Source organism: Phreatobacter stygius (assembly GCF_005144885.1).
Taxonomy (GTDB): Bacteria; Pseudomonadota; Alphaproteobacteria; order Rhizobiales; family Phreatobacteraceae; genus Phreatobacter; species Phreatobacter stygius.
In genome coordinates this window covers 638,706-664,402 of record NZ_CP039690.1, presented here as the reverse complement: position 1 = coordinate 664,402, position 25,697 = coordinate 638,706, and the positions used below count along the sequence as shown (strand labels likewise).

Below are 25,697 nucleotides of genomic sequence, written 5' to 3'. Positions count from 1 at the left end.
CGGGCCGCCCGAAGGCGGCCCGTCCGTCACGATCCCGAGGGGATCGGGAAGCTATCAGTAGCGAGCCACGGCGCCCGGGCCGGTCGAGAACAGGTAGTTCACGCCGACCTTGAACAGGTGGGCGTTGTTGTTGTTGACCCGGAACCGGTAGTTGAAGCCGTCCGAAGCCGCCGCGTTGATCGTCTGGTTGCCGAAGCTGACATAGTTGTACTCAGCCTTGACGGTCCAGTTCTGATAAGCCGCGTATTCGATACCGGCACCGATGGTCCAGCCGACATTCGACGAGCGCGAGCCCGAAGCCGTCAGAGGACCGCAAGGGGCCACGGTGCAGCTGTCGATGACGCGCGAGTTGCCGCCGCCGAGCGCGAGACCGCCCTTGACGTAGAACAGGGCGCGATCGAGCGTGAAGCCGGCGCGGGCCGTAACCAGGCCGTAGACGCTGTCATTGATCCGGCCGGAGGTGTCGAGACCAGCCGAGGCCGGGTCAGCGCGGCGAGCGCCGCCGAGATAGCCGACTTCGCCTTCGACGCCGAGCAGGAAGTTCGGCGTGATCTGCCAGTTGTAGCCGAGCGTCAGACCGCCGAGGAAGCTGGTCTTGTTGACGTTCCACGTGCCGGGGGTGTTGTAGCCGTCGATGTCGTTGAAGCGCGACTGACGCGAGGCGCCGCCGACGTAACCACCGATATAGAAGCCGGTCCAGTTGAAGGCCGGGGAAACGATGGCGGCCGGGACGGCGACGCGCTGGACGCCGAGGTCGGCGGCCTGGGCGCCGGACGCCAAAGCGGCGAGCGCAATGCCTGCGAGGAGAAATTTCTTCATGACGATGCCTTTCCTAATCCTGTTTGGACCGTACGCAATGCAGGCGGCCAGTGATCCAAACATGTCGCCGTCCAATGGTCCTTTGAGCGAACCCTCGGCGCCGAATATTGGGCTGCCCGATGTCGTTGTCAGGCCTGAGATACCCGACCGATCCGGGGCGTCAATCGGCCGGGCCGTGCAGGAGCGGCCTTTTCCGGCGCGGCCGCGGCGTTCGATGTCGCGCTGTGCCCCGGCCGACACATGTTTTGGCCGGAAACGGACGAGATTGTGGTGGATGTGCGGCGGGCGGCCCCCGTCCGGCTCTCCCCAACCGGCGTCTGCCGCCGGCGCAAGCCGAGGCGTGTCGGGCGATTCACCTGATCGTTGCGCCGCGGGTTTCGTCGGCGACGAGATGAGCCCATTCGGCCTGGGATGCGGCAAAAGCCTGTTCCAGCCGCTGGACGAACAGCGCGGCCGCCGCGGAGAGGGCGCGGCGGGCCGGATGGATCAGGTAGAATTCGAGATCGACCGGCGGGTCGGTGCGCCGGGCCGCCAGCTCGCCGCGCTCGAGTTCTTTCAGGATCGAGGTGATCGACAGGAGCGTCACCCAGTCGCTGCGCTTCACCACTTCCAGGATGCCATGCAGGCTGTCGATCTCGATCAGCCGGTCGATCGGCAGGTTCACCGCATGGATGTAGCGGTCGAGCATGGTGCGCAGGCCGTTGCGCGGCGAGGGCAGGACCAGCTTCAAGGGAGGCATGGCCGCGAGCGGGCCGGATGACGCGGCGGCCAGGCCGTCGGGCGCCGAGATCAGGAAGATCGGATCCGGGGCGAGCCGCCGGATCACCAGCCGCCGGTCGGCCGGCGGGACCGCCACCACGGCGAAATCGACGTCGCCCGACAGCGTCCATTCGGCGAGCGGACCGGAAAAAGCCTCGGCGATACGCAATTGGACATCGGGATAATCGGCGAGATAGCCGGCGATGAACCGCGGCATCAGGCCTTTGGCAACCGTCGGGGCGAGCCCGATATGGACCGGGCCGGCAACCCGGTCGACGCCGCTCATCACCGATTTGCGCGCGGCATCGACCTCGGCCAGCACGCGCAGGCAATGTTTGTAGAAGGTGTCGCCGGCACTTGTCGGGCGCGCGCCGCGCGCCAGGCGTTCGAACAAGGGGCCGCCGATCTCGGTCTCCAGGTCGCGCAGGATGCCGCTGACGCTCGGTTGCGCCAGGTTCAGCCGCTGGGCCGCGCGGTTGATGCTGCCCTCCTCGTAAGCCGCGACAAAAGCCGTGATGTGACGGAGGTCCACGAGCTATATCTCCAGCCTATAACTGACATCGTCTCTTATCGCATTCTCTAAGGAAGCGGAACCTCTAGCCTTGGATTGTCGCGTCGGTTTCGCCGGGCCTTGTCCGGGACCGCGCCGCGGCGGGAGGCTGCCATGGGATATGCCGTTTTGAGGGACGAGGGGCGCGCCCAGCCATTGGACCAGCGGGCCTTTCGCGATGCGCTCGGCCGTTTCGCCACCGGCGTGACGGTGGTGACCAGCCGCACCCGCAGCGGGCGCATCTGCGGGGTCACGGTCAATTCGTTCAGTTCGCTGTCGCTCGATCCGCCACTCGTGCTCTGGAGCCTGGCGGCGAGCTCATCGAGCCATGCCGCCTTCGACGAGGCGAGCCATTTCGTCGTTCATGTCCTGGCTGAAGGACAGGACGGCCTCGCGCGCCAGTTCGCCCGTTCCGGCATCGATCGTTTCGCCGGCATCGAGACCGAGGAGGGGCCGCAGGGCATTCCCATGCTGCCCGGGGTCGCCGCGCGGTTCGAATGCCGCATGCTCTACCGCTATTGGGGCGGCGATCACGTGATCTTCGTCGGCCGGGTCGACGGTTTCACCCAGGCCCCCGAGTGCGCGCCGCTGGTGTTTCATGCCGGCGCCATGCGGCGGCTGGAGGCGGACGAGCGCCTATAGCTCCAACCGATAACAGCCATAGCCTCACCCTTGATCTCAGGCGGGGAGGGGCGGGCTAAGGTTCTCTCAAAAATACCACGAAAGGGAGGCTCGCATGGCGCGGCCGAAGGTCATTCTCCAGCTTTATCCGATGTTTCCGAGCGACGGTTTCGACGACCGCGTGAAGAAGCGGCCGATGGGCGTCGATCGCGACCTGTATCAGGAGATCGTCCATGAATGGACCGATGTGGTGCTGGCCGCCGAAGCCATGGGCGTCTGGGGCGCCTCGACCATCGAGCACCATTTCCATTCCGAAGGTTATGAGGTCGGGCCCAATCCGGGCATCCTGAACGCCTATTGGGCGGCCAAGACCTCGACCATCAATGTCGGCGCCATCGGTTATGTCATGGCGACCCAGGATCCGATCCGGGTCGCCGAAGAAACCGCCATTCTCGACCACCTGGCCAAGGGCCGCTACTGGGTTGGCCTTGCCCGCGGCTACCAGTCGCGCTGGGCCAATGTGCTGGGGCAATGGGCCGGTTCGGTCGCCACCGTTTCGGACGGCAGCGCCTCCGACCAGAAGAACCGCGACGTGTTCGAGGAGCGGGTCGACCAGTTGATCGCCTGCTGGACCAAGGACGCGGTGGTGCTGGATGGACCGACCTACAAGGCGCCCTATCCGATCACCGGCATCGAGGGCTATCCGGCGGCCCATACCGCGCGCGCCGCCGGCGTCGAGGGCGAGGTCGACGACCAGGGCCGCGTCGCCAAGATCGCCGTCGTGCCGAAACCCTATCAGCGGCCGCATCCGCCCCTGTTCGTCGCCACCACCAAGAGCCGCGAGAGCGTCGAGTTCTGCGCCCGCCGCGGCTTCCACCCGACCTATTTCTCGCCGCTCGCCCAGGTCGCCGAGGGGGTCAGGCTCTATCACGACGTCGCGCGCCGCTCGGGCTTCGATTTCCAGCTCGGCGAGCGGCAGAACATCGTGCGTTTTCCCCACGTGACCAGCTCGCGTGCCCAGTTCGACGAGCGCCTGAGGCAATACGACCTGGACATCTACCGGAATTTCTACGGGCCGTTCTTCCCGCAATTGCCGCAGGGCGACGACGCCACCCTGGTCGAGGGCATGAAGAAGAGCGAACTGTTCATCGGCGGCACGGTGCAGGACAACCGCGACGTCTGGAGCCGCATCTACGACCAGGCGCCATGCGAATATATCACCCTGATCTGGCATTGGGCGCAGTGCCCGAAAGAGGTCATGCTCGAGGAGCTCGACCTGTTCATGCGCGAGGTGCTGCCGCAGCTCGAGACGCCGGAATATCGCGCCGCCGCCGAGTGACCCCGCCGTGAGGCATCGCGGCCGGGCCGTCGCTGGTCCGGCCCCGCATGGCATCCATACGCAAGCCGACGAGGGTTCCGCATCCCTTTAGCCCATAATCCGTGACCGACACCATCAGACGCTCAACGCGGCCAAAGACGCCGCGGCGTTTTCCCCGGGAGGAAACCATGACAAGACTCATTCAGACGCGGCGCGGCGTCATGCTCGGCGCGGCCGGCGCGCTGGCGCTCGCCAAGGCGCCTTTCCCGGCCCATGCCCAGTCGGCCGAGCCGATCAAGATCGGCGCGGTCCTGTGCCTGACCGGTCCGGGCGCCGGCCTCGGCCAGGCCGAGCGCTCGGCCATGCAGCTCGCCGAAAAGGTGCTGAACGAGGCCGGCGGCATCGGCGGCCGGCCGATCAAAGTGCTGATCGAGGACGACGGCTCGAAACCCGACATCGCCAAGAGCAAGGCCGAGGCGCTGATCTTCAACGAGAAGGTCGCCGTCATGATCGGCGGCTCGCTGACCGCCAGCACCGGCGCGATCGCGGCGCTGGCCGATGGCGAGAAAATGGCTCAGGTGGCGCTGACCGGCCTCGGCCCGGCGATCGAGCTGACCTACAAGTCGCTCTACCACGTGCTGCCGCCACAGCCGCTGAACGCCAAGGCCATGCTCGAATATACCAAGGCGCAAGGCTTCAAGAAGATCGGCGTGCTGCACGATTCCGGTTATGGCCAGCTGGTGTTCAACAGCCTGCGCACCATGGCGCGCGACTATGGCGTCGAATTCGTCTCGGTCGAGAAATTCGAGGTCGGCGCGACCGATGTCTCGACCCAGGCCGCCAAGGTGCGCGCCGCCAATCCGGAGGCGGTCTATGTGGTGGCGACCTCGCCGGTGCCGTTCCGCGGCGCCCGCCAGGTCAAGATCACCCAGCCGATCATTTCCGCCATCGGTTCCTCGCCCTATGACTATGTCCGCGGCATGGGCGAATTCGCCGACGACATCGTGTTCCCGGAATTCCTGGTCGGCGAAGACCCGGAGCCGCATCAGAAGGCTTTCGTCGAGCTCTATCAGAAGGCCTATGGCTCGCTGCCGAAGAACTATGAGGCCGCCGGCTGGGACGCCGTGCATATCGTCGCCGACGCGCTCAAGCGGGCCGGGCCGACCGACAGGGCGGCGATCGCCCAGGCCATGCGCCAGCCGTTCAAGGGCGTCATGGCGAGTTATGATTTCTCGCGCGACGACCTGACCGGCATCGACCTGTCCAGCTATGTCTATTCGAAGCTGGTCAAGCAGCAGTTCACCCGGCTGCCGTTCAAGGTGGCGCGCTGACCTTCGGCGCGCCGACCTTCGACACAGCGTTCCTTGGCGGGCGCCCGAGCGCGCCCGTCTCCTGCCATTGTCTGCCGCGAACGGGCCAATGACGACAACCCTGCTGATCCAATCGCTGTTGTCAGGTGTGACCAACGGCTTCGTCTACGGCCTGATCGGCCTGGGCATTTCGGTGATCTATCGCGGCACCCGCGTGGTCAACGCCATGCAGGGCGATTTCGCCCTGGTCGCCGGCATCGTCTCCTATCTCGCCATCGAACGGCTGGGCGCGCCCGTCCTGGTGGCCTTTCTCGGCGGCACCCTTGCCGGCGGAGCGGTCGGCTGGGCGGTCGAGCTCATGTTCGTCCGCCCGACCAAGCGGCGCGGCGGCACCGAGGATTCCTTCCTCCTGGTGACGCTCGGCGGGGCTTTCGCCGTCTCGGCTTCGACGCTGTTGTTCTTCGGTCGCGATTCCCACCCCGTGCGCGGCCTCGGCGGCAATGGTTCGCTCGACGTGTTCGACGCGGCGATCCGCGTTCATGCGGTCTGGCTGATCGTGTTCAGCGTGCTGGTCGTCGTCGCGCTCCGCCTGTTCTACACGCGCACCTTCATCGGCAGGTCGATCATGGCGGCGTCCATCGATGCCGACGGCGCGGCGACCATCGGCATCAATGTGCCGATGATGCGCACGCTCACCTTCGTGCTCGGCGGCGCGGTCGGCGGCATTGCCGGCGTGCTGGTCTCGCCCCTGATCACCATCCATTACGAGATGGGCCTGCTCTTGACGCTGAAGGGCTTCACCGCCGCGATCATCGGCACGCTCGGCAACCCCTTCGGCGCGGTGCTCGGCGGGCTGATGCTCGGCCTCGTGGAGGCGCTCGCCATCGTCTTCGTCTCGTCCGGCTACAAGGACGTCATCGCCATGGCCTTCCTGATCCTGATCATGATCGCCATTCCCAACGGCATTCTCGGCCGCAAGGGGCGGGCTGGCGGATGAGCATCGAACAGATCCCGATCACCCGGATCGCCGTCGCTCCGGCCCGCTCGCGCACGGCAGTCATTGCCATCCTGGCGGTCATTGGCCTGGTCGCCTGGGCCGCGGTGCCGCTCGTCGCCTCGCGCGGCATGGTCGATCTTCTGGTGTTCACCGCGCTCTATGCCATTGCCGGGCTGGGTGTCGCCTTCCTGCTCGGCCAGTGCGGCATCATCTCGCTGGCGCAGAGCGTGTTCTATGGCATCGGCGCCTATGCCACCGCCTATGGCGCGACCGCGCTCGGCTGGCACTGGCTGGTCGGGCTCGGCGCCGGCATGCTGGTCAGTGGCGCAACCGCTTTCCTGCTCGGCTGGCCGATCCTGCGCCTGTCCGGCCATTTCCTGGCGCTGGCGACACTCGCGCTGGCGACCATTGGCCATGTCCTGTTCCTGGAATGGGACTGGCTCACCGGCGGCACGCTCGGTATTGGCGGCGTGCCGCGCATCACCCTGTTCGGCCTGTCGCTGAACACGCCGCAGCGCTTCTATTATTTCGTCTGGCCGGTGGCGGGCCTGGTGTTCTGGCTGCATTACAACCTTTTGAAGTCGCGGGCCGGTTATGCCATGCGGGCGATGCGCGATGCGCCTCAGGCGGCCATGGTGCTGGGCATCGACGTGCACCGGCTGAAGGTGCAGGTCTTCGTGCTGAGCGCCATGGTCGGTTCGCTCGCCGGCAGCCTGTTCGCCAATTATGTCTCCTTCGTCAGCGTCGACAGTTTCGGCATCGACAAGGCGGTCAGCTTCCTGCTGCTGGCGGTCATTGGCGGCGTCCAGACGGTTGCCGGGGCGGTGTTCGGCGCGGCCTTCGTCACCATTGCGCCGAACCTCTTGAGCAAGCTCGGCGACGTCCATCCGCTCTTGTTCGCCGGCGCCCTGGTACTGGCGGTGATCTTCCTGCCGCAGGGCATTGGCGGGCTGGTCCGGGATGTCGCGAGGCGCCTGCTGCCGCCGGCCGGGGAGCGCACGCCATGACCGCGGTCGACATCGACACAAACGCCATGCTGCAGCTTCGTCGTATCTCCAAGGGCTTTTTCGGCCTGTCGGTGCTGCGCGACGTCACGCTCGACATTGGCAAGGGCGGGATCACCGGGTTGATCGGACCGAACGGCGCGGGAAAGAGCACGCTGTTCAACATCGTCTCGGGCTTCCTGACGCCTGATCAAGGCGACGTGCTCTATCACGGCGCCAGCATCGCGCGCGCATCCGTCGCCGAGCGCAGCCGCGAGGGCCTGGTCAGGACCTTCCAGACGCCGCAGGTCTTCGCCCACCTGAGCGTGCGGGACAACCTGATCGCCGGCTGCCACAAGCTCGGCACCTCCGGTTTCCTCGCCAATCTCTTCGGCCTGCCGTCGTCGCGCGCCGAGCGTCGCCGCATGGCGGCCCTGGCCGACGCGACCCTTGCCCGTTTCGGCCTCGGCGACATCGCGCAGATCCGGGCGGGCGACCTTCCCGTCGGCCAGCAAAGGCTGATCGAGCTCGCCCGCGCCGCCGTCGGCGAACCCGATATCCTGTGCCTCGACGAGCCCTCCTCGGGGCTCAATGCCGAGGAGACCGAGCAGTTGCGCCAGATGCTCGTCCGGCTCAACCGCGAGGGCATGACCATCTTCCTGGTCTCGCACGACATGGACCTGATGGGTGTCTCCTCTGATGTCAATGTGCTGTGCTTCGGCGAGATCATCGCGCGCGGCGATTTCGCCGCCATCCAGGCCGACCCGCGCGTGCGGGAAGCCTATCTGGGAGCCTGAGCGCCATGTTGTCGGTCGAGACCATCACGGCGGGTTATGGCGCGATCACCGTGCTGCGCGACGTCAGCCTGACGGTTGGCGCCAATGAGGGCGTCGCGGTGATCGGACCGAACGGCGCCGGCAAGAGCACGCTGGTGCGCGCGCTCTGCGGGCTCAATCCGGTCCGCTCCGGGCGCATCGTCAAGGACAACAGGGAGATCCATGGCCTGCCGGCGCATCGCCGGACGGCGGCCGGCATCGGCGTGGTGCTGGAGAACCGGCGCCTGTTCGGCGAGCTCACCGTGCGCACCAATCTCGATCTCGCCGCGCGCGAGGGCGACAAGCGCGGCAGCGCCGGGCGGCGCTTCTCGCTCGACAGCATCCTGGCGCTGTTTCCGTTCATCGAGCAGCGGCTCGACGCTCCCGTCGAACTTCTGAGCGGCGGCGAGCAGCAGATGGTGGCGATCGGCCGCGCCCTGCTGCTGCAGCCGGATTTGCTGGTCCTGGACGAACCCTCGACCGGCCTCGCGCCCAAGATCGTCAAGAGCCTGGTCGGCATCATCGCCAGGATCCGCGGCGAAGGCGTCAGCGTCCTCCTGATCGAGCAGAACGTCCAACTGGCGAGCGAAGCCGCCGACCGAGCCTATGTCATGAAGCTCGGCCGGGTGGTCGACGAGATCGGCCCGGAGAACTGGCGCGGCGCGGTCAAGGACGAGAGCCTGACACGGGCTTATCTCGGGGCGTGAGGGGGCGGGGCCAGGGTCGTCCTCAACGCGAAAAGCTCAACCAAACCAACCCTCTCCCAAAGGGAGAGGGTGCCCGCGTCAGCGGGCGGGTGAGGGGTTGTCCATTTCCGGATAGAGCTGCACGCAGCGTGAGCATCGGGATCAATTCTGAGCGCTTACGCCCCTCACCCGCCGGCTACGCCGGCACCCTCTCCCAATGGGAGAGGGTTGGTTCGGTTGAGCTTATTGCCCTTAAGCGTGCCCTTTGTCTGAGTTCCAACTCACCCGCCAACCGGCGTCTGGTGCTGGCGGGCGATGAGCTGCAGGCTGTTCAGCGTGATGGTGGCGGCGAGCAAGGCCGACATGCCGCCGACATCGTGCGGCGGGCTCACCGTGTTGATGTTGACGCCGACCAGGTTCAAGCCGCCGCAGGCCTCGAGCACGGCGAGGCCTTCGCGGGCCGAGGCGCCGCCCCAGGTCGGCGTGCAGACGCCGGGCGCGACCGAGGGATCGAAGAAGTCCATGTCGTAGGAGAGATAGACCGGCCGGTCGCCGATCGCTTCGCGGATCTCGGCGAACACCGCCTCGATGCCGCGCGCTAGGAGTTCGGCCATCGGCACGACGTTGTAGCCGAGCGACAGCCCGTGGCCGTGCACGCCCGGCACCATGGTCGAGCCGCGCATGCCGACCTGGTAGGAGCGCTTGACGTCGACCAGGCCTTCCTCGACGGCGCGCGAGAAGGCGGTCGCGGTGTTGTAGCCGGGGATCGGATAGGCGTCGGTATGGGCGTCGATATGGACGGTGACCAGATCCGGGTAGACCCGGTGCAGCGCCCGCATTTCGGGCAGCGCGATGGCGCCGTCGCCGCCGAGCGAGACGACCACGGCGCGCTTCGACGCAATGGTCTCGACCGCGTTTTCGATCGCGGCATAAGACGGCTCGATCTCGCCCGAGGTCACCCGGGCATCGCCGATATCGATGACGCCGAGCGCTTCCAGCGGATTGATGCCGGTTGTCCAGTCATAGGCGCGCAGGAGCTGCGACTGTTCGCGGATCGAGGCGGGCCCGAGCCTCGAGCCGATGCGGTGCGGGTGCGTGCCGCAATCGAAGGGCAGGCCCAGGATCACCGCCTTGGCGTCGCCGATCTCGGTGCGGTGGGGCACGCCCATGAAGGTGGGGGCGAACGCGAAAGGAGACGCGGTCATGAAACGGTCCTGCTGCCTGGAATGAGGATGCGCAGGCCGGCGACCAGCGCCGGCCCGCCTGTCGTGAGACCGTGATCAGGAGGCGATCACGTCCATGTAGCGGTTGAGGGCGGAAGCGTAGTGTTCGGCATACCAGTCGCTGTCGACCGCCACCTGCTTGGCGAAGTTTTCCGGCGAGCCGCAGTCGAGCGCCTTCATCTCGGCTGGCACCAGGGCTGCGGCGGCCGGATTGATCGGGCCATTGCCGACCCGCTTGAACAGTTCCACCTGGCTCTGCGGGTCCTGGGCCGCGGCGATGAAGTTCCAGGCGAGTTTGCCGGCCGGATTGCCCTTCGGCACGATCCAGGCGCCGGCGAACAATACGCCCTGGTCGAAGGTGAACTGGATGCGGTCGCCGACCTCTTTCGCCAGCAGCATGGAACGGGTGTGCCAGAGATTGCCCATCACCACCTCCTTGTTGCGGAACAGCTGCTGGCTCTCCGCGCCGGTGGTCCAGAAGATGGTGTGCTGCTTGATCTGCTTGATCTTGTCCAAGGCGCGGTCGACATTGATCGGATAGATCTTGTCCGGGGCCACGCCATCGGCCATCAGGGCGGCTTCCAGCATGCCCTCGATATTGTTGCGCAGGGTCCGCTTGCCGGGGAAATCCTTGACGTTCCAGAAATCGGCCCAGGTCTTGGGCTGGGCGCCCTTCAGGGCCTGGCGGTCATAGGTCAGCGCGAAGGAATAGAGATAGGCGCCGACGCCCCAGTCCGAGCGATGCGCCCGGCGCAGCTTGTTGTGCGCGACAATGGTCCAGTCGACCGCTTCGAGCAGGCCCTGGCGGCCGAGCTCGACGGAAGCCGGCATGGTCCGGTCGCAGACGTCCCAGGTCACCGCGCGGCTCTCGACCATGGCCTTGATCTTGCCGGAGGTCGGACCGGCGCCGTTGATCACGGCCTTGACGCCGGCATTGGCCGCGTTGAACGGCTTGGCCCAGATCTCGTCATAGGCCGGCACCGCGTCGCCGCCCCAGTTGACCACCACCAGCTCGCGGTCGGCGGCATGGGCCGGGGTGAAACGCAGCGCCGTCGGGATGACGCCGAGGGCTGCGATCGCCTGCAGGAACCGGCGGCGATGGACCCGCTTGCCTTCGGTCTCGGCGCGCAGGATGGCCAGGCAGTCTTCGCGGAATTCCTGATGTTCGGTCTTCGACATGCGTCTCTCCTCTGTCTGGTGGCTGGCCCGTTTTTCAGGCCTTGGCCGGTTGTGTTCTGACCGTCTTGACGGTGACGATGGCGATGGTCACCAGGATCATCAGCGTGCCCATGGCGGCGATCGCCGGGTCGATATTGTCGGCAAGCCCTTCCCAGATCCGGCGCGGCAAGGTGGCGACGCGCCGGCTGGTGACGAAGAGCGCGACCACGGTCTCGTCCCAGGAGGTGATGAAGGCGAAGGCGGCGCCCGAGATCACGCCGGTCATGATCTGCGGCAGGATCACCCAGCGCATCGCCTGCGAGGGCGTCGCGCCGAGGCTGCGGGCGGCCTGTTCCAGCTTGTGGTCGAGATTGGCGAGCGCGCCGGCAACCGTGAGCACGACGAAGGGCAGCCCCTTCATGGTGTGGATCAGGACGAGGCCGAGATAGCTGTCGAGCAGGCCGATGACCGCCCAGGCCTTGTAGAAGGCGATGGCATGGACGATCGGCGGCACGATGATCGGCGCCAGCATCAACAGCCGCAATCGCCTGGCGAGCGGCACGCCGAGCCGCCAGGCTCCGACCGCGAAGGCGGTGCCGAGCGACACCGCCAGCACGGTCGCGCCGATTGCGACCATCAGGCTGTCGACAATGCTCTTCGACCAGCGGGGATCGTTGGCGAGGCTGGCATAATGGCGCAGCGACAGGCTGCCCGACGGCAGCGACAGGTAGCGCTCGGGCGTGAACGAAATCGGGATCACCACCAGGATCGGCAGGATCAGAAAACAGGCGGTCGCCCAGGCGAGGATTTTCGCGAAGGACAGGCCGCGCGGACGTTCATCTTGCAAAGCCATGGCGCCCTCCCGTCACTTCTTCAACGCCGCTTCGACATCCATGAAGCGGCTGAGCCAGAAGACCAGCAGCAGGACGCTGGCGAGCAGGGTCGAGGCGAGCATGGCGGCGAGGCCCCAGCGCAGCGTCTCGGAGATCTGCACGCTGACATATTCGGCGACCATGATGGTCTTGCCGCCGCCGAGAATGGCCGGGGTGATGTAGAAGCCGAGCGAGAAGATCAGCACGATGACGCCGGCGCCGATCAGGCCCGGCAGGCTCATCGGCACGAAGACCCAGCGGAAGGCCTGGAACGGGGTCGCGCCGAGCGCGCGCGCCGCCGGCACCAGGCTTTTGTCGATGCCGCTCATATTGGCGTAGAGCGGCAGGATGGCGTAGGGCAGCATGTAGTGGACCATGCCGATCATCACGCCGAGCTCGTTGCGCACCAGCTGCAGCGGGCTGTCGATCAGGCCGAGCCCGATCAGGGTATTGTTGATCAGGCCCTGGGACTGCAGGATCGCCACCCAGGCAAAGGCGCGGATGAGCGCGCTGATCCAGAAGCTCGCCAGCACGATGGCGAGCAGGATCTGCCGCTCGCGCGGCCCGCATTGGACCAGCGCATAGGCCACCGCATAACCGAGCGCCAAGGTGATCGCCGTGGTGATCGCGCCGATCCTGACCGTGGTGATCAGCACCCGCTGGACCGCGCCATTGCTGGCGAGCTCGGCATAATTGGCGAAACCCGCCTTCGGCACGGTGACGCTCATGACCAGCACGTTGACCACCGGCACCACGTAGAACAGGCCGAGGAAGACGCAGGGCAGGATCAGCAGCAGCCAATAGAGCCGCTCGCCGCTCGCCCCCGGGCCCGCGGGTTTCAGGTCATTGGCCGCGAGCGCGGTCATCGGACCGGCTCCGGTTTCGGCTCGACCAGGATCGCCGCGTCGGGCGCCCAGGAGGCGACGATCTCGTCGCCTTCGGCCAGTGCGATGGCGCCGGCCGGCATGGTGGCGGTCAGTTTTGTGCCGGCACCGACCACGAGTTCGACCTCGACGGTGGAGCCGAGATAGGTGAGCTCGGTGACCCGGCCGCGCGCCGAGCAGGCATCGCCCGCGGGCTCGGTCCGGTGCAGCCGGATCTTTTCCGGCCGGAGCGCGGCGACCGCCTGGTCGCCCTCGGCCAGCGCTGCCTGCCGGCCGAGCGACGCCCAGCTCGACAGGTCGCTCGCGTCGAGTTCGGCGAGGCCGTCGGCTCGCCTGGTGATCCGGCCGCGCAGGAAATTGCTCTTGCCCAGGAAGCCCGCGACGAATTCGGTCGCCGGGCGCTCATAAAGCTCGCTCGGCGGCGCGCTCTGCAGGATCCGGCCCTTGTCCAGGATGACGATGCGGTCCGACATGGTCAGCGCCTCCTCCTGGTCATGGGTGACATAGATGAAGGTGGTGCCGACCTTGCGGTGGATCGCCTTGAACTCGGACTGGAAATCCTTGCGCAGCGAGCGGTCGAGCGCGCTCAGGGGCTCGTCGAGCAGCAGGAGTTCCGGCCCGAACACCAGCGAGCGGGCGAGCGCCACGCGCTGCTGCTGGCCGCCGGACAATTGCCTGGGAAAACGTTTGGCGAAGGCACCGAGCTGCGCCATCTCCAGCGCCGCCTCGATCTTCGGCCGGGCCTGATCGCCGCGCATGCCGCGGGCGCGCAGGGGAAAGCCGACATTGTCGTGGACGGTCAGGTGCGGGAACAGCGCATAACCCTGGAACACCACGCCGAAATTGCGCTGCTCGGGGGGCAGGCCGGTGACATCCTGGCCGTCGAGGAGGATGCGCCCGGCGGACGGCGCGACGAAACCGGCAATGCTCATCAGAATGGTGGTCTTGCCCGAGCCCGAGGGGCCAAGCAGGGTGACGAACTCGCCGGCCTTGATGTCCAGGTTGGTCTCGTGCAGCGCGACGAAATCGCCATAGCGCTTTTCCAGACCCGACAAGACCAGATTGTGTTTCACGGCACCGTCCCGTTCCCCATGCCCTTGGCGGGCAACTTGGCGAAAGTGTTGGTCAGCCGGCTCTGGAGGTCAAAACGAAATATGTGCGAAAGATATAATGATGGATTATAGGTTGGTGGACGGAGACGCCGAGTTGTCGTCATTTCGGCTCGAGAATGAACCTGGGGTTCGAGCTGTGTCTTCACCTCTCCCCGGCGGGGAGAGGTAAAGGCGGAGGTCCCCTGCGCGAACCCGAAGGATATCGCGCTGAACACCATTTCACTCCCTCCCACCCCCCGTAAACCCTCATGGACACCCGCCACCTCGAAGCCTTTCGCGCCGTCATCGAAACCGGTTCGATGACCGCGGCCGCAGCCCTCACCGGCAAGTCGCAGCCGGCGGTCAGTAACCTGATCACCCGGCTCGAGGACGAACTCGGTCTCGCCTTGTTCAAGCGGCGCAAGGGCAAGCTCGAGGCAACCCCGGAAGCCGCCCTGTTTTACGAGGAGGCGCGCCGCGCGCTCGGCGTGCTCGAGCGCACCGTGCAGGTGGCGCGCGATCTCAAGCGGGTGAAATCCGGCACGCTGGCTCTGGCGAGCCAGCCGGGGCTTGCGACCTATGTGCTGCCGCCGATCATTGCCGAGCTGATGAAGCGCTGGCCCGACGGCACGGTGCGTTTCATCACCCGCTCGTCGCCGACCGTGCGCGATCTCGGCCGTATCGACGCCTTCGATATCGGCTTCGCGGAACTGCCGATCGACAGTCCGGCGGCGATCATCGAGGTGTTCGAGATCGAATGCGTCGCGGTGCTGCCGGCCGGCCATCCGCTCGGCCGCCACCAGGTGATCACGCCGGCCTTGCTCGACGGCGTGCCGTTCATCTCGCTCTATGCCGACCACTTCCTGCACGAGGCGATCGAGCGGGCTTTCGCCGAGAGTTCGGTCCCGCTGAAAATGGCCGCCCATGTCGAGTTCTTCGGCTCGGCCTGCGCGCTGGTCATGGAAAATCTCGGCGTCACCATTGTCGATGCCTCGACCGGCGCGCATTTCGACAAGATCGGGCTGGCGATCCGGCCGTTCAAGCCGACGCTGTTCTACAAATTCGCCATGTTCCGGCCGACCAACCGGCCGCTGTCGCGCATCGCGCTGGATTTTGTCGCCGAATTCAAGCGCATGTCGACCGCCAGACCGGCCTGACGCGCGGCGAGATTCAACCGGTGCTTGATGGTTGCCGGCTCTGCCACCGCTCTCTACCGGTGGTCCGGCGACGCCATGCCGAAAGCGACAAGCCATGCCGCAGCCGCCGAGAAAGGTGCCGACCCGTGCCGGAGTGCCGATCGTCCGGGCCGTCGAGCGATCGATCGCGCTGCTGCGCGCCTTCCAGCCGGGACGGCCGCGCCAGACCACTGGACCGACATCTTCGGGCGACGCGGCCGGCCTGGCCGCGGCCGTCCGGTTCCGCCACCGGCGGGCCCGTCAGGCGACCCGCGAGCGCGACAGGACCACGTCACGCCTGGCGAGCCAGCTTTCCAGGTCGCCCGCCCGCTGCGCCGGCGCGAACAGGAAGCCTTGCAGGACGTGGCAGCGGAGCGCCTGCAGGAAACGCCGCTGCGCTTCGGTCTCGACGCCTTCGGCGACCACGTTCAGCCCCAGGCTGTGGCCGATGCGGATGACCGCGGAGGCCACCGCCCGGGCGTTCTGGTCGGTTTCCAGGTCGCGCATGAAGCTGCGGTCGATCTTCAGTTCCTCGATCGGCAGGCGGGTGATCGACGAGAGGCTGGAATAACCGATGCCGAAGTCGTCGAGCGACAGGCGGATGCCGAGGGCATGCACGGCCTGGACGGTCGCCGCCGTTTCCGGGCAGTCGTCCATCATGACGTTTTCGGTGATCTCCAGCGTCAGGGCCCGGGCCTCGAGGCCGTTGCGTTTGAGAGCGCTCGCGACCAGGTCGGGCAGGCGGCTGTTGCGGAAATGCAGCGGCGACAGGTTGACCGAGACGGTCGGAATATCGATGCCGCGGCGGCGCCAGTCGGCCATCTGCCGGCAAGCCTCGCCGAGCGCCCATTCGCCGACCGCCTCGACCAGGCCGGTTTCTTCGGCGAGCGCGATGAATTTGGCCGGCGGCACCTGGCCGTGGACCGGGTGGTGCCAGCGCGCCAGCGCCTCGACGCCATGCAGGCTGTCGTCCTCGGTGCGGATCTGCGGCTGATAATGCAGCTGGAGCGTGCCATGGCACAGCGCATCGCTCAGCGCCGCGCCGAGCACCAGGCGCTCCTGGGCGATCAGGTTCATGTCGTGGCTGAAGAAGCGATGGGTGCCGCGCCCGGCGGCCTTGGCCTCATACATGGCCGTATCGGCATGTTTCAGCAGGGCTTCCTTGTTCAGGCCGTCGCCCGGATAGAGGCTGATGCCGATGCTGGCCGAGACCGGCAGCGCCATGGCCTCGACCCGGATCGGCAGGGCCAGCGCCTCGAGGATGCGGCCGGCGACGCCCGCGGCATGGGCGACGCCGCAGTCGGACAGCATGACGACGAATTCGTCGCCGCCGAGCCGGCTGACGATGTCGCCCGCCCGCAACTGGTCCTGCAGGCGCCGGGCGATCTCGATCAGCAGCGCGTCGCCGGCGGAATGGCCGAGCGTGTCGTTGACGTCCTTGAAATTGTCGATGTCGAGGAAGAGCAGGGCCACTTCCTTGTGGCTCGCCGCGGCGGCGGCGATCTGCTGGTCGATCTTGTCGCCCAGCAGCAGGCGGTTCGGCAGGCCGGTCAAGGTGTCGTAATAGGCGAGCTGGTCGATATGGGCCTTGGCGTCGTGCCGTTCGATCGCCAGGGCGCAGAGATGCACGCAGGCTTCCACCAGGCGCTCGTGCCAGGCGCTCGGGCCGCGCTTCTCGCGGAAATAGAAGGCGAAGGTGCCGGCGACACGGCCGTCCTTCAGCTTGATCGGGCTCGACCAGCAGGCGAGCAGGCCAAGCGGCAGCGGCAGTGACTTGTAGGCCGCCCAGAGCGGGCTGGTCTCGATATCGTCGACCTGCACGGGCACGCCGAGATGGGCGGCGGTGCCGCAGGAGCCGACATCCGGGCCGATCGGCAGGCCGTCGAGGGCCTGGGAATAGTGGTCGGGCAGGCTCGGGCCGGCCAGGGGACGGACCAGGCCGCCGGCATCGACGCGCAGGATCGAGCAGACGACGCCAGGGGTGATCGCCTCGACCTGCCGGCAGATCAGATCGGCGACCTCGACCAGCGGTCGGTCATTGGCCAGCGCCTCCAGCACGCGCTGCTGCAGGACCTGGGTCTGCTTGGTCTCGGTGATATTGGCGATGACCGAGACCGCGTGGCGGAACTGGCCGGCCTGGTCGAGGATCGGGTTGATGGTGGCGGAGAGCCAGATTTCCTTGCCGGATTTGGTATAGCCGAGGACTTCTTCGTGCAGCCCGCGTTGGTGGCCGGCGAGCCCGTTCAGGCGTGCCAGGGCCCGCGGGTCGGTGTGCTGGCCGCGCAGCAGCGCGGTGGGAGACTGGCCCATCACCTCGGCGCGCTGATAACCGAACATTTCGGTGAAGGCACGGTTGCAATAGACGATCCGGTGCCTGACATCGGTGATGATCACCGCCCGGTCGGTCTCGTCGGCGACCAGCGACAGGAGGTAGATCTCCTCGCGCCGCTTCACGTCCTCAGTGACGTCCTTGACGAAGGCGGCATAGAGCGTCTTGCCGCCGGCGGTGATCCGCGACAGTGACAAGGATCCCCAGACCGGCGTGCCGTCCTTCCGCTCGATCGGCACTTCCACGGTCGTGCCGACCAGGGTGTCGGTGCCGCCGGCGCGGTTGCGGTTGATCTGGGCGTCATGAGCCGGACGCATGGGGGCGGGGACCAGCAGCCTGACATTCTGCCCGAGGACTTCGGCGCGGCTGTGGCCCCAGAGCTTTTCCGCGGCGGTGTTGAAAAACGTGACGTTGTTCAATTCGTCGATGATGACGACGGCGTCGATCGCCTGTTCCAGGACCGGGATGAGAACATCACCCGAGCTTTCTGCTATCTGGCTTCCGCGCATTGCAAGACCTGGAGACCGTGCGCACCGCTGTCGCGTCGCGACACGGCACCGAAGTGGACGATGGTGCCCAGTAACCGCAAAAAGTGTAAATATTCCACCATTTCGCGCAGGTGGATTGACGCGACACCGGTAAGTGTCAAACTTTACCTAAGGTAATAACTGCGTATTTACTGATCGGTTGCCTGGCCGGCTAGGCGCCATGCCGGCTCCACTCGAGCCAGGTCTTCATCCCTATCAGCAGTTCGGCTTTCAGGGCGGCTTTCACCGCTGGTCTTGACTCCGGCGCGCCGGCACTGTTTGATGAGAACGAAATAGGAACATAAGACATGAGCGCGGCACCGGAAACCGTCCGCGCGCTAAGGCTGAAGCTGGCGGCTCTGGAGCGGCCGGCAGCCTTTGGCGCGTCCGATCTTTTTTCTTTTGGACTGCCGGCGGTGGATGAACCGCTGGGCGGCGGGCTGGAGCGCGCGGCGGTGCACGAGGTGTTCGCACGGGCGCCGGTGGACGCTGCCGCGGCGGCCGGTTTCGCCCTGGCACTGGCGCTCAGGGCCGCCGGTGGCGGCAAGATCGTCTGGGTGCGCCAGGACTTCGCCGATCTGGAAGCGGGCCGGCTCGATGCCTCCGGCCTTGTCGAGTTCGGCCTCGATCCGGGGCATCTCGTGCTGGTCCGGGTGCGGGATGCGGCCGACGTGCTCAGGGCCGGCGCGGAGGCCGTACGCTGCGCGGCGCTCGGCGCGGTTCTGATCGAGCCCTGGGGTGATGCGAAGGTGCTGGATCTCAGCGCCTCGCGCCGCCTGTCGCTGACCGCGGCCGCCTCGCGGGTGACCACCTTGATGGTGCGCATCGCCGCGGCCCCTGTCGCCAGTGCAGCCTCGACCCGCTGGTCGGTCGGCGCGCTCGCTTCCAGGCCCCTGGAGGCCAACGCTCCCGGCTTTCCGGCTTTCGCCATCAGTTTGTTGCGTCACCGCGCCGGGGTTCCGCCCCGGCAATGGCGTGTGGAGTGGGATCGTGACCGCAGCCATTTCAAAGATGGAACTTTCCAAGACGGGATTGGCCGGGACGGAAACCGGCCCGTCGCCGCGCCGCTACCTGGCCGTCTGGCTGCCGTTCCTGCCGGCCGACCGGTGGAGGCGGCTCAACCCTTCCGGCGCGCCGGATGAGCTGCCGCTGGTCTTCACCGAAAAGGTCAGGGGGGCGCTTCGGCTGGCCGCGGTCGACCGGCGGGCGCTGGCGCTCGGCCTGACCCCGGGGCTGGCGCTGGCCGATGCCCGCGCCCGCGTGCCTGAAATCCTGGCCATCGACAGCGATCCGGCCGGCGACGGCCTCTTCCTGGCCCGGCTTGCCGAGGCCTGCGACCGCTATACCCCCTGGTCGCCTTCGATCCGCCCGATGGGCTGGTGCTGGATCTCACCGGCTGCGCCCATCTGTTCGGCGGCGAGGCGGCGCTGCGCGCCGACCTGAAGGCCCGTCTCGCCGGCATCGCGGTTCATGCGCGCGCCTGCGTCGCCGGCACGCCCGAGGCGGCGCGTGCGCTCGCCCGTTTCGGCCGGCTGGAGATCGTCGCGCCCGGCGGCGAAGCGCCGGCGGTCCATCCGCTGCCGGTCGCCGCTCTTGGCCTGCCGCCGGAAACGGTGCTGGCCTTGTCGCGGGCCGGGCTCAAGACCATTGGCGATCTCGCCGGCCGCCCGTCGGCGCCGCTCGCCGCCCGTTTCGGCGCCACCTTGGCGGCCGGGCTCAGGCGGGTGCTGGGAGCTGAGGATATCCGCATCACCCCGTGCCGGCCGGTGCCCGCCTGCATCGTCGAGCAGCGCTTCGCCGAGCCGATCGCGCGGGCCGAGGATATCGAGGGCACGCTCGCCGCGCTGATGGCGCGAGCCGGCGCGCTGCTCGAACAGCGCGGCGAGGGTGGCCGCGCCTTCGAGGCGAGCTTCTTCCGGGCCGATGGCGCGGTCAGGCGGATCGCGGTCGAGACCGGCCGGCCGGTTCGCGACGCCAAGGCGGTGATGCGGCTGCTCGTCGAGCGTATCGAGGTGCTGGCCGACCCGATCGATCCCGGCTTCGGTTTCGACCTGATCCGCCTGTCGGTGCCGGTGACCGAACCTTTCGCGGTGGCCCAGACCAGCCTCGACGGCCATGCGGTCGAGGACGACGAACTGGCCGAACTGGTCGACCGGCTGGTCGCCCGTTTCGGCGCCGACCGCGTGCTGCGTTTCGCGGCGCGCGACAGCCATGATCCCGATCGTGCGGCGCATCTCGTGCCGGCGGTTCGTCCGGTTCGATCTGGCGCTGATGCCGAAGACGCCCCCTGGCGCCCGGTCGAACCGGACGAGCCGCCGGCGCGGCCCCTGCATGTCTTCGATCCGCCGCAGCCGGTCGAGGCGATCGCCGAGGTGCCGGACGGGCCGCCTTTGAGCTTTTTGTGGCGGCGCTGCCGGCATCACGTCACCCGTGCCGAAGGCCCGGAGCGGATCGCCGCGGAATGGTGGCGGCAGGCCGACCGGCCGGCGCGCGACTATTACCGGGTCGAGGATGCCGAGGGCCGGCGCTTCTGGCTGTTCCGCAGCGGGTTTTATGGCAGCGATGCCGCGCCGCGCTGGTTCCTGCACGGGCTGTTCGCATGACCTGTTATGCCGAACTTGCGACCGCGACCAATTTTTCCTTCCTGCACGGCGCCTCGCAAGCCCAGGACCTGGTGCTGAAGGCGATCGAGCTCGGCCATACCGGCATCGGCGTCGCCGACCGCAACACGGTGGCTGGCGTGGTCCGGGCCTATGCGGCGCTCAATAAGGTCAAGGAGGCCATGGCCAGGGAGGTCGGCCCGGAGGCGCTGGCCGATTTCAAGCTGGCGGTCGGGGCACGGCTGGTCTTTACCGACGGCTCCCCTGACATCATCGCCTATCCCGCCGACCGGGCCGGCTGGGGCCGGCTCTGCCGGCTGCTCACCCTGGGCAATCGCAAGGCCAGGAAGGGTGACTGCATCCTGACGCTCGGCGATCTCCTCGCCGATACCCGCGGTCTCCTGTTGATCGTCATGCCGGGGCCGGTTTTTGACGGCTTGCCGGCCGCACTCGCGCGGATCGCGGAAGCGGCCGCCGGCGCCGTCTGGCTCGGTGCCGCCATGCACCGGCATGGCAATGACCGGCGCCGGCTTGCCCGCCTGTTCCGGATCGGCGAGGCCGCCGGTGTCGCCCTCGTCGCGGTCAATGACGTGCTTTATCACGCGCCCGAACAGCGCGACCTGCAGGACGTGCTCACCTGCATCCGCGAGGGCACGACGATCGAGGCGGCCGGCCGTCTGCTCGAGGTCAATGCCGACCGGCACCTGAAGGAGCCGAAGGAAATGGCGCGGCTGTTCCGCGATTGCCCGGAGGCGATCGACGAGACGCAACATCTGCTTGCCCGCATCGAATTCTCGCTGTCCCAGCTCACCTATGAATATCCCGACGAGCCGGTGCCGCCGGGCTGGACCCCGCAAAGCTGGCTCGAGGAGCTGACCAGGCGGCGGGCCGAAATGCGTTACCCCCAGGGCGTTCCGGACAAGGTCGTCGGCCTGATCAAGGCGGAGCTGAAACTCATCGAGACGCTCGATTACGCCCGCTATTTCCTGACCATCTACGACATCGTCCAGTTTGCCCTCAATGCGGGCATCCTTTGCCAGGGCCGGGGTTCGGCGGCCAATTCCGCGGTCTGCTACGTGCTCGGCATTACCGCCGTCGATCCGAACGAACACGATGTCCTGTTCGCCCGCTTCCTCTCGAGCGAACGGCGGGAGCCGCCCGACATCGATGTCGATTTCGAGCATGAGCGCCGCGAAGAGGTGATCCAGGAGATCTATCGGCGTTATGGCCGCGACCGGGCCGGCATTGCCGCGACCGTCATCAGCTATCGGCCGCGCAGCGCCATCCGTGATGTCGGCAAGGCCATGGGCCTGACCGAGGACATCACGGCACGGCTCGCCAGCATGATCTGGGGCAGCTGGGGCGAGGGCATCAGCGACGAACAGATCCGCCAGGCGGGCCTCGATCCGGCCAATGCGACCGTACGCCGGGCGGTCGACCTGGCGGTGCGCCTGCTCGGCTTCCCGCGCCACCTGTCCCAGCATGTCGGCGGCTTCGTGCTGGCGCGCGGGCGGCTCGACGAAATGGTGCCGATCGGCAATGCCGCCATGGCCGACCGCACCTTCATCGAATGGGACAAGGACGACATCGACGAATTGCGGCTGATGAAGGTCGATATCCTGGCGCTCGGCATGCTCACCTGCATCCGCAAGGCCTTCGACCTGTTGAGAGAGCACGAGGGCAGGGATCTTGGCCTCGCCGATGTCGAGCCCGATGACCAAAAGGTCTATGCCATGCTGAAGAAGGGCGATTCCATTGGCGTGTTCCAGGTGGAAAGCCGGGCGCAGATCAACATGCTGCCGCGGCTGAGGCCGGAAAAGCTCTATGACCTGGTCATCCAGGTGGCGATCGTCCGGCCCGGGCCGATCCAGGGCGGCATGGTGCATCCCTATCTGCGCCGCCGGAGCGGCGTCGAGAAAGTCGACTATCCTTCGCCATCGCCGGACCACGGTCCTCCCAATGAGCTGTTCGAGGTTCTGAACAAAACGCTGGGCGTGCCGCTGTTTCAGGAACAGGCGATGCGGCTCGCCATGGTCGCGGCAAAATTCACCGACGACGAGGCCAATGGCCTGCGCAAGGCCATGGCGACCTTCCGCAATGTCGGCACGATCCAGAATTTCGAACAGATGATGGTCGGGCGCATGGTGGCGCGCGGTTATCAGCCCGAATTCGCCCAGCGTTGTTTCGAGCAGATCAAGGGCTTCGGCAGTTATGGCTTTCCCGAAAGCCATGCCGCGTCCTTCGCCAAGCTGGTCTACATTTCGTCCTGGATCAAATGCCACTACCCGGCTGCCTTTGCCTGCGCGCTCCTGAATGCGCAGCCAATGGGGTTTTATGCGCCGGCGCAGATCGTCCGGGACGCCCGCGATCATGACGTCGAGGTGCGTCCCGTCGATGTCAACGAGAGCCGGTGGGACAATCATCTGCAGCGCCGGCCGGACGATGCGTTGGCGCTCAGGCTCGGCTTTCGCCAGGTCGACGGCTTCCATCAGGACTGGGCCAAGGCTCTGGAACCGGCGCGCGGCGTGGGCTATGCCAGCGTCGAGGAGCTGGCGGTGCGCGCCCGCTTGCCGAACCGGGCCATGCATATACTGGCCGATGCCGACGCCTTCCGCTCGATCGGGCTCGACCGGCGCGAGGCGCTGTGGGCGGTGCGCCGCCTGCCGGATGATCAGCCGCTGCCCTTGTTCGCCGCGGCGGACGCGCGCGAACTCGGCGAGGAGGCCGATGTCGGCCTGCCGGTCATGCCGCTCGCCGAACATGTGGCGGCGGATTACCAGACCATCCGGCTGTCATTGAAGGCCCATCCCATGGAGATCCTGCGGCCGCGCTTTCACGGCGAGGGCGTGACCACCTGCGTCGCGACCAATGACAAGCCGGACGGGAGCTGGGCGAAGGTAGCTGGCGTCGTGCTGGTGCGCCAGCGGCCGGGCAACGGCAAGGCTATTTTCATCACGCTGGAAGACGAGACCGGCATCACCAATATCGTGCTCTGGGAACGCAAGTTCGAGCAGTTCCGCCGCCAGGTGATGGGCGCGCGCCTGCTGCTGATCGAAGGATTGATCCAGAAGAGCCCGGAAAATGTCGTGCATCTGATGGCCGAGCGCATTGTCGACCGGACCGAGGAGCTCGACCACCTCTCCGACACCCACAAGACCCAGCCGGTGGTCGGCCGCGCCGACGAGGCGCTGCATCCGCAATATCCGCGCATCTCCGGCCACCCGCGCAATGTCCGCATCCTGCCGAAGTCACGCGATTTCCATTGAGGGGAGGGGCTTCAAAACGAACATGGGATTTTTGACTGAAGGATACGAATGGCCTTTCAGTCTGGCCAGCCACTTTCAGGGTTCGCGTTCGAACCACTGCTTTACCTCTCCCCGGCGGGGCTACCGGATTCACACATCTCGACAAACCGTATCTTGGCGCGGCGTTGCTCGCTTCGTCATGGCCGTGCTTGTCACGGCCATCCACGTCTCCCACGGTCAAGGCAATGCGTGGATGGCCGGCACAAGGCCGGCCATGACGAAAAAGGGCGGCGCACGCGCTATCCGTGGTTCTCGTGCGAAGCCTTGAAGGGCGGCGAATTCAGGCCCCTTTGAGAGATGTGTGCATCCGCTAGCCCCGCCGGCGCGAGGTAGGGTCGGTGGTTCCGGCGCGAGCCTCGAAGGACCAATGACCGGCGCGCAAGCCACCGCTCCCACCCCAAACCCTCACGCCTTGAAATAGGCGATCTGCTGGCTGGTCGCGAGCAGGCGGCCCGAGGGCGACCAGAGTTCAGCGGTCTGGTCGGCATAAGACTTGTGGAAGACATGGGCATCGGCGACGCCGAGCAGTCCGGTGATGGCCTCGGCGGCGAGATCGGCCGCATCGACATGGAAATAGGTGGTCATCGAGACCGTTCCGAACGGCACGAGGCCGCCCCGGACATGGAAGATGCGGCCGAAAAAGGCGTCGGCCATGGCGGCAAGCGACAAGGCGTCGACGGGCCTCGGTGGACTGTCCGACAGCCAGACCTCGGACCGGGCGCTTGCCGGCTGTTCGTTCAGCGTCGCGCCGAAGCGCGGATCGCCGGAGGCAAAGCGGAACTCATATTGCCGGAGCCAGGACGAGGATTTGTCATTGGGCAGTGCCGGCACCTCGGCTGCCGGCCTGACCTGCGGCATGGCGGCGGCCTGATGCGACCAGGACGGCCGGCGTTCGGCGAACACCGCCGTGGCGGTCGCCACCACGCCTTCGCCGGCCTGCGTGAGTTCGATCGCCCAATGCTGGGACGAGCGGTTGGCGCGCACCAGCCTGACATCGACAGCGAAGCCGCCGCGCTGGATCGGCGCGCAATAATTGACGGTCAGCGCCAGCGGCTCGCCGCGGCGCTCGCCATGGTCCAGCACGGCCCGCAGCATGGTCGCGGCGGTCGCCCCGCCGAACGGCCCGACAAAGGCCCAATAGAGGTCGCTGGTCGCCCCCGTCAGGTGGTCGCCTTCGGCCCGGATGCCGGTCGCCTGATCGAACGGATGGAGGGTGGTGAGATCGGACGGCACGGGTCGCTCCAGCGGCTGAAGGCCGCCGCCAAGGTCCGATGCTTCGCCGGTCATTTCAATGACGCCGGAGGTCATTCTCACAGGCCATCAGGCGGATGGCCGGGCCGGATCACCGCGCGCGCAATGCGCCGCTTCACACCTCGCGATCGTCGAACAGCAACATATCGACGCCGCCGGTCGCGAATTTTCCGACATCCGCAGCCGTTGCCCGCCCTTCCGGGCTCGCGAAAGCCTTCTGGATCGCGGCCAGATCATCGAAATGCAGGATGGCGATCAAATGAAAGCCCGAGGCGCCGGCGGGTGTCGCCACCGGGCCGCGGCTGACCTCGTATTTGCCGAGGCCCGGGATCGTCTTGGCGAGCGGAACATGGGTCTCGAAATAGTAGGTGTCGAAAGCCGCCATATCCTTGGGCGTCTTGTACATCACCAGCAGCCGAGCCAT

22 protein-coding genes are annotated in these 25,697 nt (G+C 66.9%); 12 read left to right on the top strand and 10 right to left on the bottom strand.

Annotated elements, in window-relative coordinates:
- Positions 1 to 54: 54 nt before the first annotated feature.
- Entirely contained in the window at positions 55 to 819 is a 765-nt protein-coding gene (locus E8M01_RS34950; protein WP_170181752.1) for an outer membrane protein, read from the bottom strand.
- 352 nt (positions 820 to 1,171) lie between these two features.
- Positions 1,172 to 2,110: a LysR family transcriptional regulator gene (locus E8M01_RS03125; RefSeq protein ID WP_136958772.1), complete on the bottom strand. Its 939-nt coding sequence runs from the start codon at positions 2,108 to 2,110 to the stop codon at positions 1,172 to 1,174.
- A 132-nt stretch (positions 2,111 to 2,242) separates the two neighbouring features.
- Between E8M01_RS03125 and E8M01_RS03120 the strand changes: the two genes are divergently transcribed.
- From E8M01_RS03120 to E8M01_RS03090, 7 genes are all read left to right on the top strand, one after another.
- On the top strand, positions 2,243 to 2,770 hold the full coding sequence (locus tag E8M01_RS03120; RefSeq protein ID WP_136958771.1) for a flavin reductase family protein: 528 nt from the start codon (positions 2,243 to 2,245) through the stop codon (positions 2,768 to 2,770).
- Positions 2,771 to 2,864: 94 nt separating this feature from the next.
- Complete coding sequence (locus E8M01_RS03115; RefSeq protein WP_136958770.1) at positions 2,865 to 4,088, top strand: LLM class flavin-dependent oxidoreductase; 1,224 nt, start codon at positions 2,865 to 2,867, stop codon at positions 4,086 to 4,088.
- Between the two features lie 167 nt (positions 4,089 to 4,255).
- Positions 4,256 to 5,398: an ABC transporter substrate-binding protein gene (locus tag E8M01_RS03110; RefSeq protein WP_136958769.1), complete on the top strand. Its 1,143-nt coding sequence runs from the start codon at positions 4,256 to 4,258 to the stop codon at positions 5,396 to 5,398.
- A gap of 88 nt (positions 5,399 to 5,486) precedes the next feature.
- A complete protein-coding gene (locus E8M01_RS03105; protein WP_136958768.1) occupies positions 5,487 to 6,374 on the top strand; it encodes a branched-chain amino acid ABC transporter permease in 888 nt (295 codons plus the stop codon).
- A complete protein-coding gene (locus E8M01_RS03100) occupies positions 6,371 to 7,381 on the top strand; it encodes a branched-chain amino acid ABC transporter permease (RefSeq protein ID WP_136958767.1) in 1,011 nt (336 codons plus the stop codon). Before E8M01_RS03105 ends, E8M01_RS03100 begins: the two co-directional genes overlap by 4 nt.
- Complete coding sequence (locus E8M01_RS03095) at positions 7,378 to 8,154, top strand: ABC transporter ATP-binding protein (protein ID WP_136958766.1); 777 nt, start codon at positions 7,378 to 7,380, stop codon at positions 8,152 to 8,154. Before E8M01_RS03100 ends, E8M01_RS03095 begins: the two co-directional genes overlap by 4 nt.
- A 5-nt stretch (positions 8,155 to 8,159) precedes the next feature.
- Positions 8,160 to 8,879: an ABC transporter ATP-binding protein gene (locus E8M01_RS03090; protein WP_136958765.1), complete on the top strand. Its 720-nt coding sequence runs from the start codon at positions 8,160 to 8,162 to the stop codon at positions 8,877 to 8,879.
- Between the two features lie 260 nt (positions 8,880 to 9,139).
- On the opposite strand, the gene E8M01_RS03085 is transcribed toward E8M01_RS03090, so the two are convergent.
- The 5 genes from E8M01_RS03085 to E8M01_RS03065 form a co-directional block, all read right to left on the bottom strand.
- A complete protein-coding gene (locus E8M01_RS03085; protein WP_136958764.1) occupies positions 9,140 to 10,063 on the bottom strand; it encodes an arginase family protein in 924 nt (307 codons plus the stop codon).
- A 75-nt stretch (positions 10,064 to 10,138) separates the two neighbouring features.
- Positions 10,139 to 11,260 carry an ABC transporter substrate-binding protein gene (locus E8M01_RS03080; protein WP_136958763.1) on the bottom strand — a complete coding sequence of 374 codons (1,122 nt, stop codon included), beginning with the start codon at positions 11,258 to 11,260 and terminating at the stop codon, positions 10,139 to 10,141.
- A gap of 34 nt (positions 11,261 to 11,294) precedes the next feature.
- Positions 11,295 to 12,092 (bottom strand): ABC transporter permease, encoded by a 798-nt coding sequence (locus E8M01_RS03075; RefSeq protein WP_136958762.1) that lies wholly within the window; start codon positions 12,090 to 12,092, stop codon positions 11,295 to 11,297.
- A gap of 12 nt (positions 12,093 to 12,104) precedes the next feature.
- Positions 12,105 to 12,977, bottom strand: coding sequence for an ABC transporter permease (locus E8M01_RS03070; RefSeq protein WP_136958761.1), 873 nt, complete (start codon positions 12,975 to 12,977; stop codon positions 12,105 to 12,107).
- On the bottom strand, positions 12,974 to 14,068 hold the full coding sequence (locus tag E8M01_RS03065) for an ABC transporter ATP-binding protein (protein ID WP_136958760.1): 1,095 nt from the start codon (positions 14,066 to 14,068) through the stop codon (positions 12,974 to 12,976). Before E8M01_RS03065 ends, E8M01_RS03070 begins: the two co-directional genes overlap by 4 nt.
- 287 nt (positions 14,069 to 14,355) lie before the next feature.
- Here E8M01_RS03065 and E8M01_RS03060 point away from each other — a divergent pair, with 287 nt between their 5' ends.
- A complete protein-coding gene (locus tag E8M01_RS03060; protein WP_136958759.1) occupies positions 14,356 to 15,243 on the top strand; it encodes a LysR substrate-binding domain-containing protein in 888 nt (295 codons plus the stop codon).
- 279 nt (positions 15,244 to 15,522) lie between these two features.
- Here E8M01_RS03060 and E8M01_RS03055 read toward each other — a convergent pair whose 3' ends face one another.
- On the bottom strand, positions 15,523 to 18,099 hold the full coding sequence (locus E8M01_RS03055) for an EAL domain-containing protein (RefSeq protein WP_136958758.1): 2,577 nt from the start codon (positions 18,097 to 18,099) through the stop codon (positions 15,523 to 15,525).
- Between the two features lie 326 nt (positions 18,100 to 18,425).
- Between E8M01_RS03055 and E8M01_RS35445 the strand changes: the two genes are divergently transcribed.
- The 4 genes from E8M01_RS35445 to E8M01_RS03040 are packed head-to-tail and all read left to right on the top strand — an operon-like array spanning position 18,426 to position 23,983.
- Positions 18,426 to 19,259 carry an ImuA family protein gene (locus E8M01_RS35445; protein ID WP_136958757.1) on the top strand — a complete coding sequence of 278 codons (834 nt, stop codon included), beginning with the start codon at positions 18,426 to 18,428 and terminating at the stop codon, positions 19,257 to 19,259.
- Positions 19,150 to 19,560 (top strand): DNA polymerase Y subunit UmuC family protein, encoded by a 411-nt coding sequence (locus E8M01_RS35855; protein ID WP_342778667.1) that lies wholly within the window; start codon positions 19,150 to 19,152, stop codon positions 19,558 to 19,560. The genes E8M01_RS35445 and E8M01_RS35855 overlap by 110 nt, the downstream gene beginning before the upstream one ends.
- Positions 19,497 to 20,720, top strand: a complete 1,224-nt coding sequence (locus E8M01_RS03045) for a Y-family DNA polymerase (protein ID WP_342778666.1) — start codon at positions 19,497 to 19,499, stop codon at positions 20,718 to 20,720. The genes E8M01_RS35855 and E8M01_RS03045 overlap by 64 nt, the downstream gene beginning before the upstream one ends.
- Positions 20,717 to 23,983 (top strand): error-prone DNA polymerase, encoded by a 3,267-nt coding sequence (locus E8M01_RS03040; RefSeq protein WP_136958756.1) that lies wholly within the window; start codon positions 20,717 to 20,719, stop codon positions 23,981 to 23,983. Before E8M01_RS03045 ends, E8M01_RS03040 begins: the two co-directional genes overlap by 4 nt.
- 444 nt (positions 23,984 to 24,427) lie before the next feature.
- Here the strand turns inward: E8M01_RS03040 and E8M01_RS03035 are convergent, their stop codons facing one another.
- Entirely contained in the window at positions 24,428 to 25,255 is an 828-nt protein-coding gene (locus E8M01_RS03035) for an acyl-CoA thioesterase (RefSeq protein ID WP_425467699.1), read from the bottom strand.
- A 133-nt stretch (positions 25,256 to 25,388) separates the two neighbouring features.
- Positions 25,389 to 25,697: an EthD family reductase gene (locus tag E8M01_RS03030; protein ID WP_136958754.1), complete on the bottom strand. Its 309-nt coding sequence runs from the start codon at positions 25,695 to 25,697 to the stop codon at positions 25,389 to 25,391.

What these genes read in the sequence shown, in the direction of transcription:
- E8M01_RS34950 (WP_170181752.1), bottom strand. Translation starts at nt 819, where the DNA reads ATGAAGAAATTTCTCCTCGCAGGCATTGCGCTCGCCGCTTTGGCGTCC.
- E8M01_RS03120 (WP_136958771.1), top strand. Translation starts at nt 2,243, where the DNA reads ATGGGATATGCCGTTTTGAGGGACGAGGGGCGCGCCCAGCCATTGGAC.
- E8M01_RS03115 (WP_136958770.1), top strand. Translation starts at nt 2,865, where the DNA reads ATGGCGCGGCCGAAGGTCATTCTCCAGCTTTATCCGATGTTTCCGAGC.
- E8M01_RS03110 (WP_136958769.1), top strand. Translation starts at nt 4,256, where the DNA reads ATGACAAGACTCATTCAGACGCGGCGCGGCGTCATGCTCGGCGCGGCC.
- E8M01_RS03105 (WP_136958768.1), top strand. Translation starts at nt 5,487, where the DNA reads ATGACGACAACCCTGCTGATCCAATCGCTGTTGTCAGGTGTGACCAAC.
- E8M01_RS03100 (WP_136958767.1), top strand. Translation starts at nt 6,371, where the DNA reads ATGAGCATCGAACAGATCCCGATCACCCGGATCGCCGTCGCTCCGGCC.
- E8M01_RS03095 (WP_136958766.1), top strand. Translation starts at nt 7,378, where the DNA reads ATGACCGCGGTCGACATCGACACAAACGCCATGCTGCAGCTTCGTCGT.
- E8M01_RS03090 (WP_136958765.1), top strand. Translation starts at nt 8,160, where the DNA reads ATGTTGTCGGTCGAGACCATCACGGCGGGTTATGGCGCGATCACCGTG.
- E8M01_RS03085 (WP_136958764.1), bottom strand. Translation starts at nt 10,063, where the DNA reads ATGACCGCGTCTCCTTTCGCGTTCGCCCCCACCTTCATGGGCGTGCCC.
- E8M01_RS03080 (WP_136958763.1), bottom strand. Translation starts at nt 11,260, where the DNA reads ATGTCGAAGACCGAACATCAGGAATTCCGCGAAGACTGCCTGGCCATC.
- E8M01_RS03075 (WP_136958762.1), bottom strand. Translation starts at nt 12,092, where the DNA reads ATGGCTTTGCAAGATGAACGTCCGCGCGGCCTGTCCTTCGCGAAAATC.
- E8M01_RS03070 (WP_136958761.1), bottom strand. Translation starts at nt 12,977, where the DNA reads ATGACCGCGCTCGCGGCCAATGACCTGAAACCCGCGGGCCCGGGGGCG.
- E8M01_RS03060 (WP_136958759.1), top strand. Translation starts at nt 14,356, where the DNA reads ATGGACACCCGCCACCTCGAAGCCTTTCGCGCCGTCATCGAAACCGGT.
- E8M01_RS03055 (WP_136958758.1), bottom strand. Translation starts at nt 18,099, where the DNA reads ATGCGCGGAAGCCAGATAGCAGAAAGCTCGGGTGATGTTCTCATCCCG.
- E8M01_RS35445 (WP_136958757.1), top strand. Translation starts at nt 18,426, where the DNA reads ATGAGCGCGGCACCGGAAACCGTCCGCGCGCTAAGGCTGAAGCTGGCG.
- E8M01_RS03040 (WP_136958756.1), top strand. Translation starts at nt 20,717, where the DNA reads ATGACCTGTTATGCCGAACTTGCGACCGCGACCAATTTTTCCTTCCTG.
- E8M01_RS03030 (WP_136958754.1), bottom strand. Translation starts at nt 25,697, where the DNA reads ATGGCTCGGCTGCTGGTGATGTACAAGACGCCCAAGGATATGGCGGCT.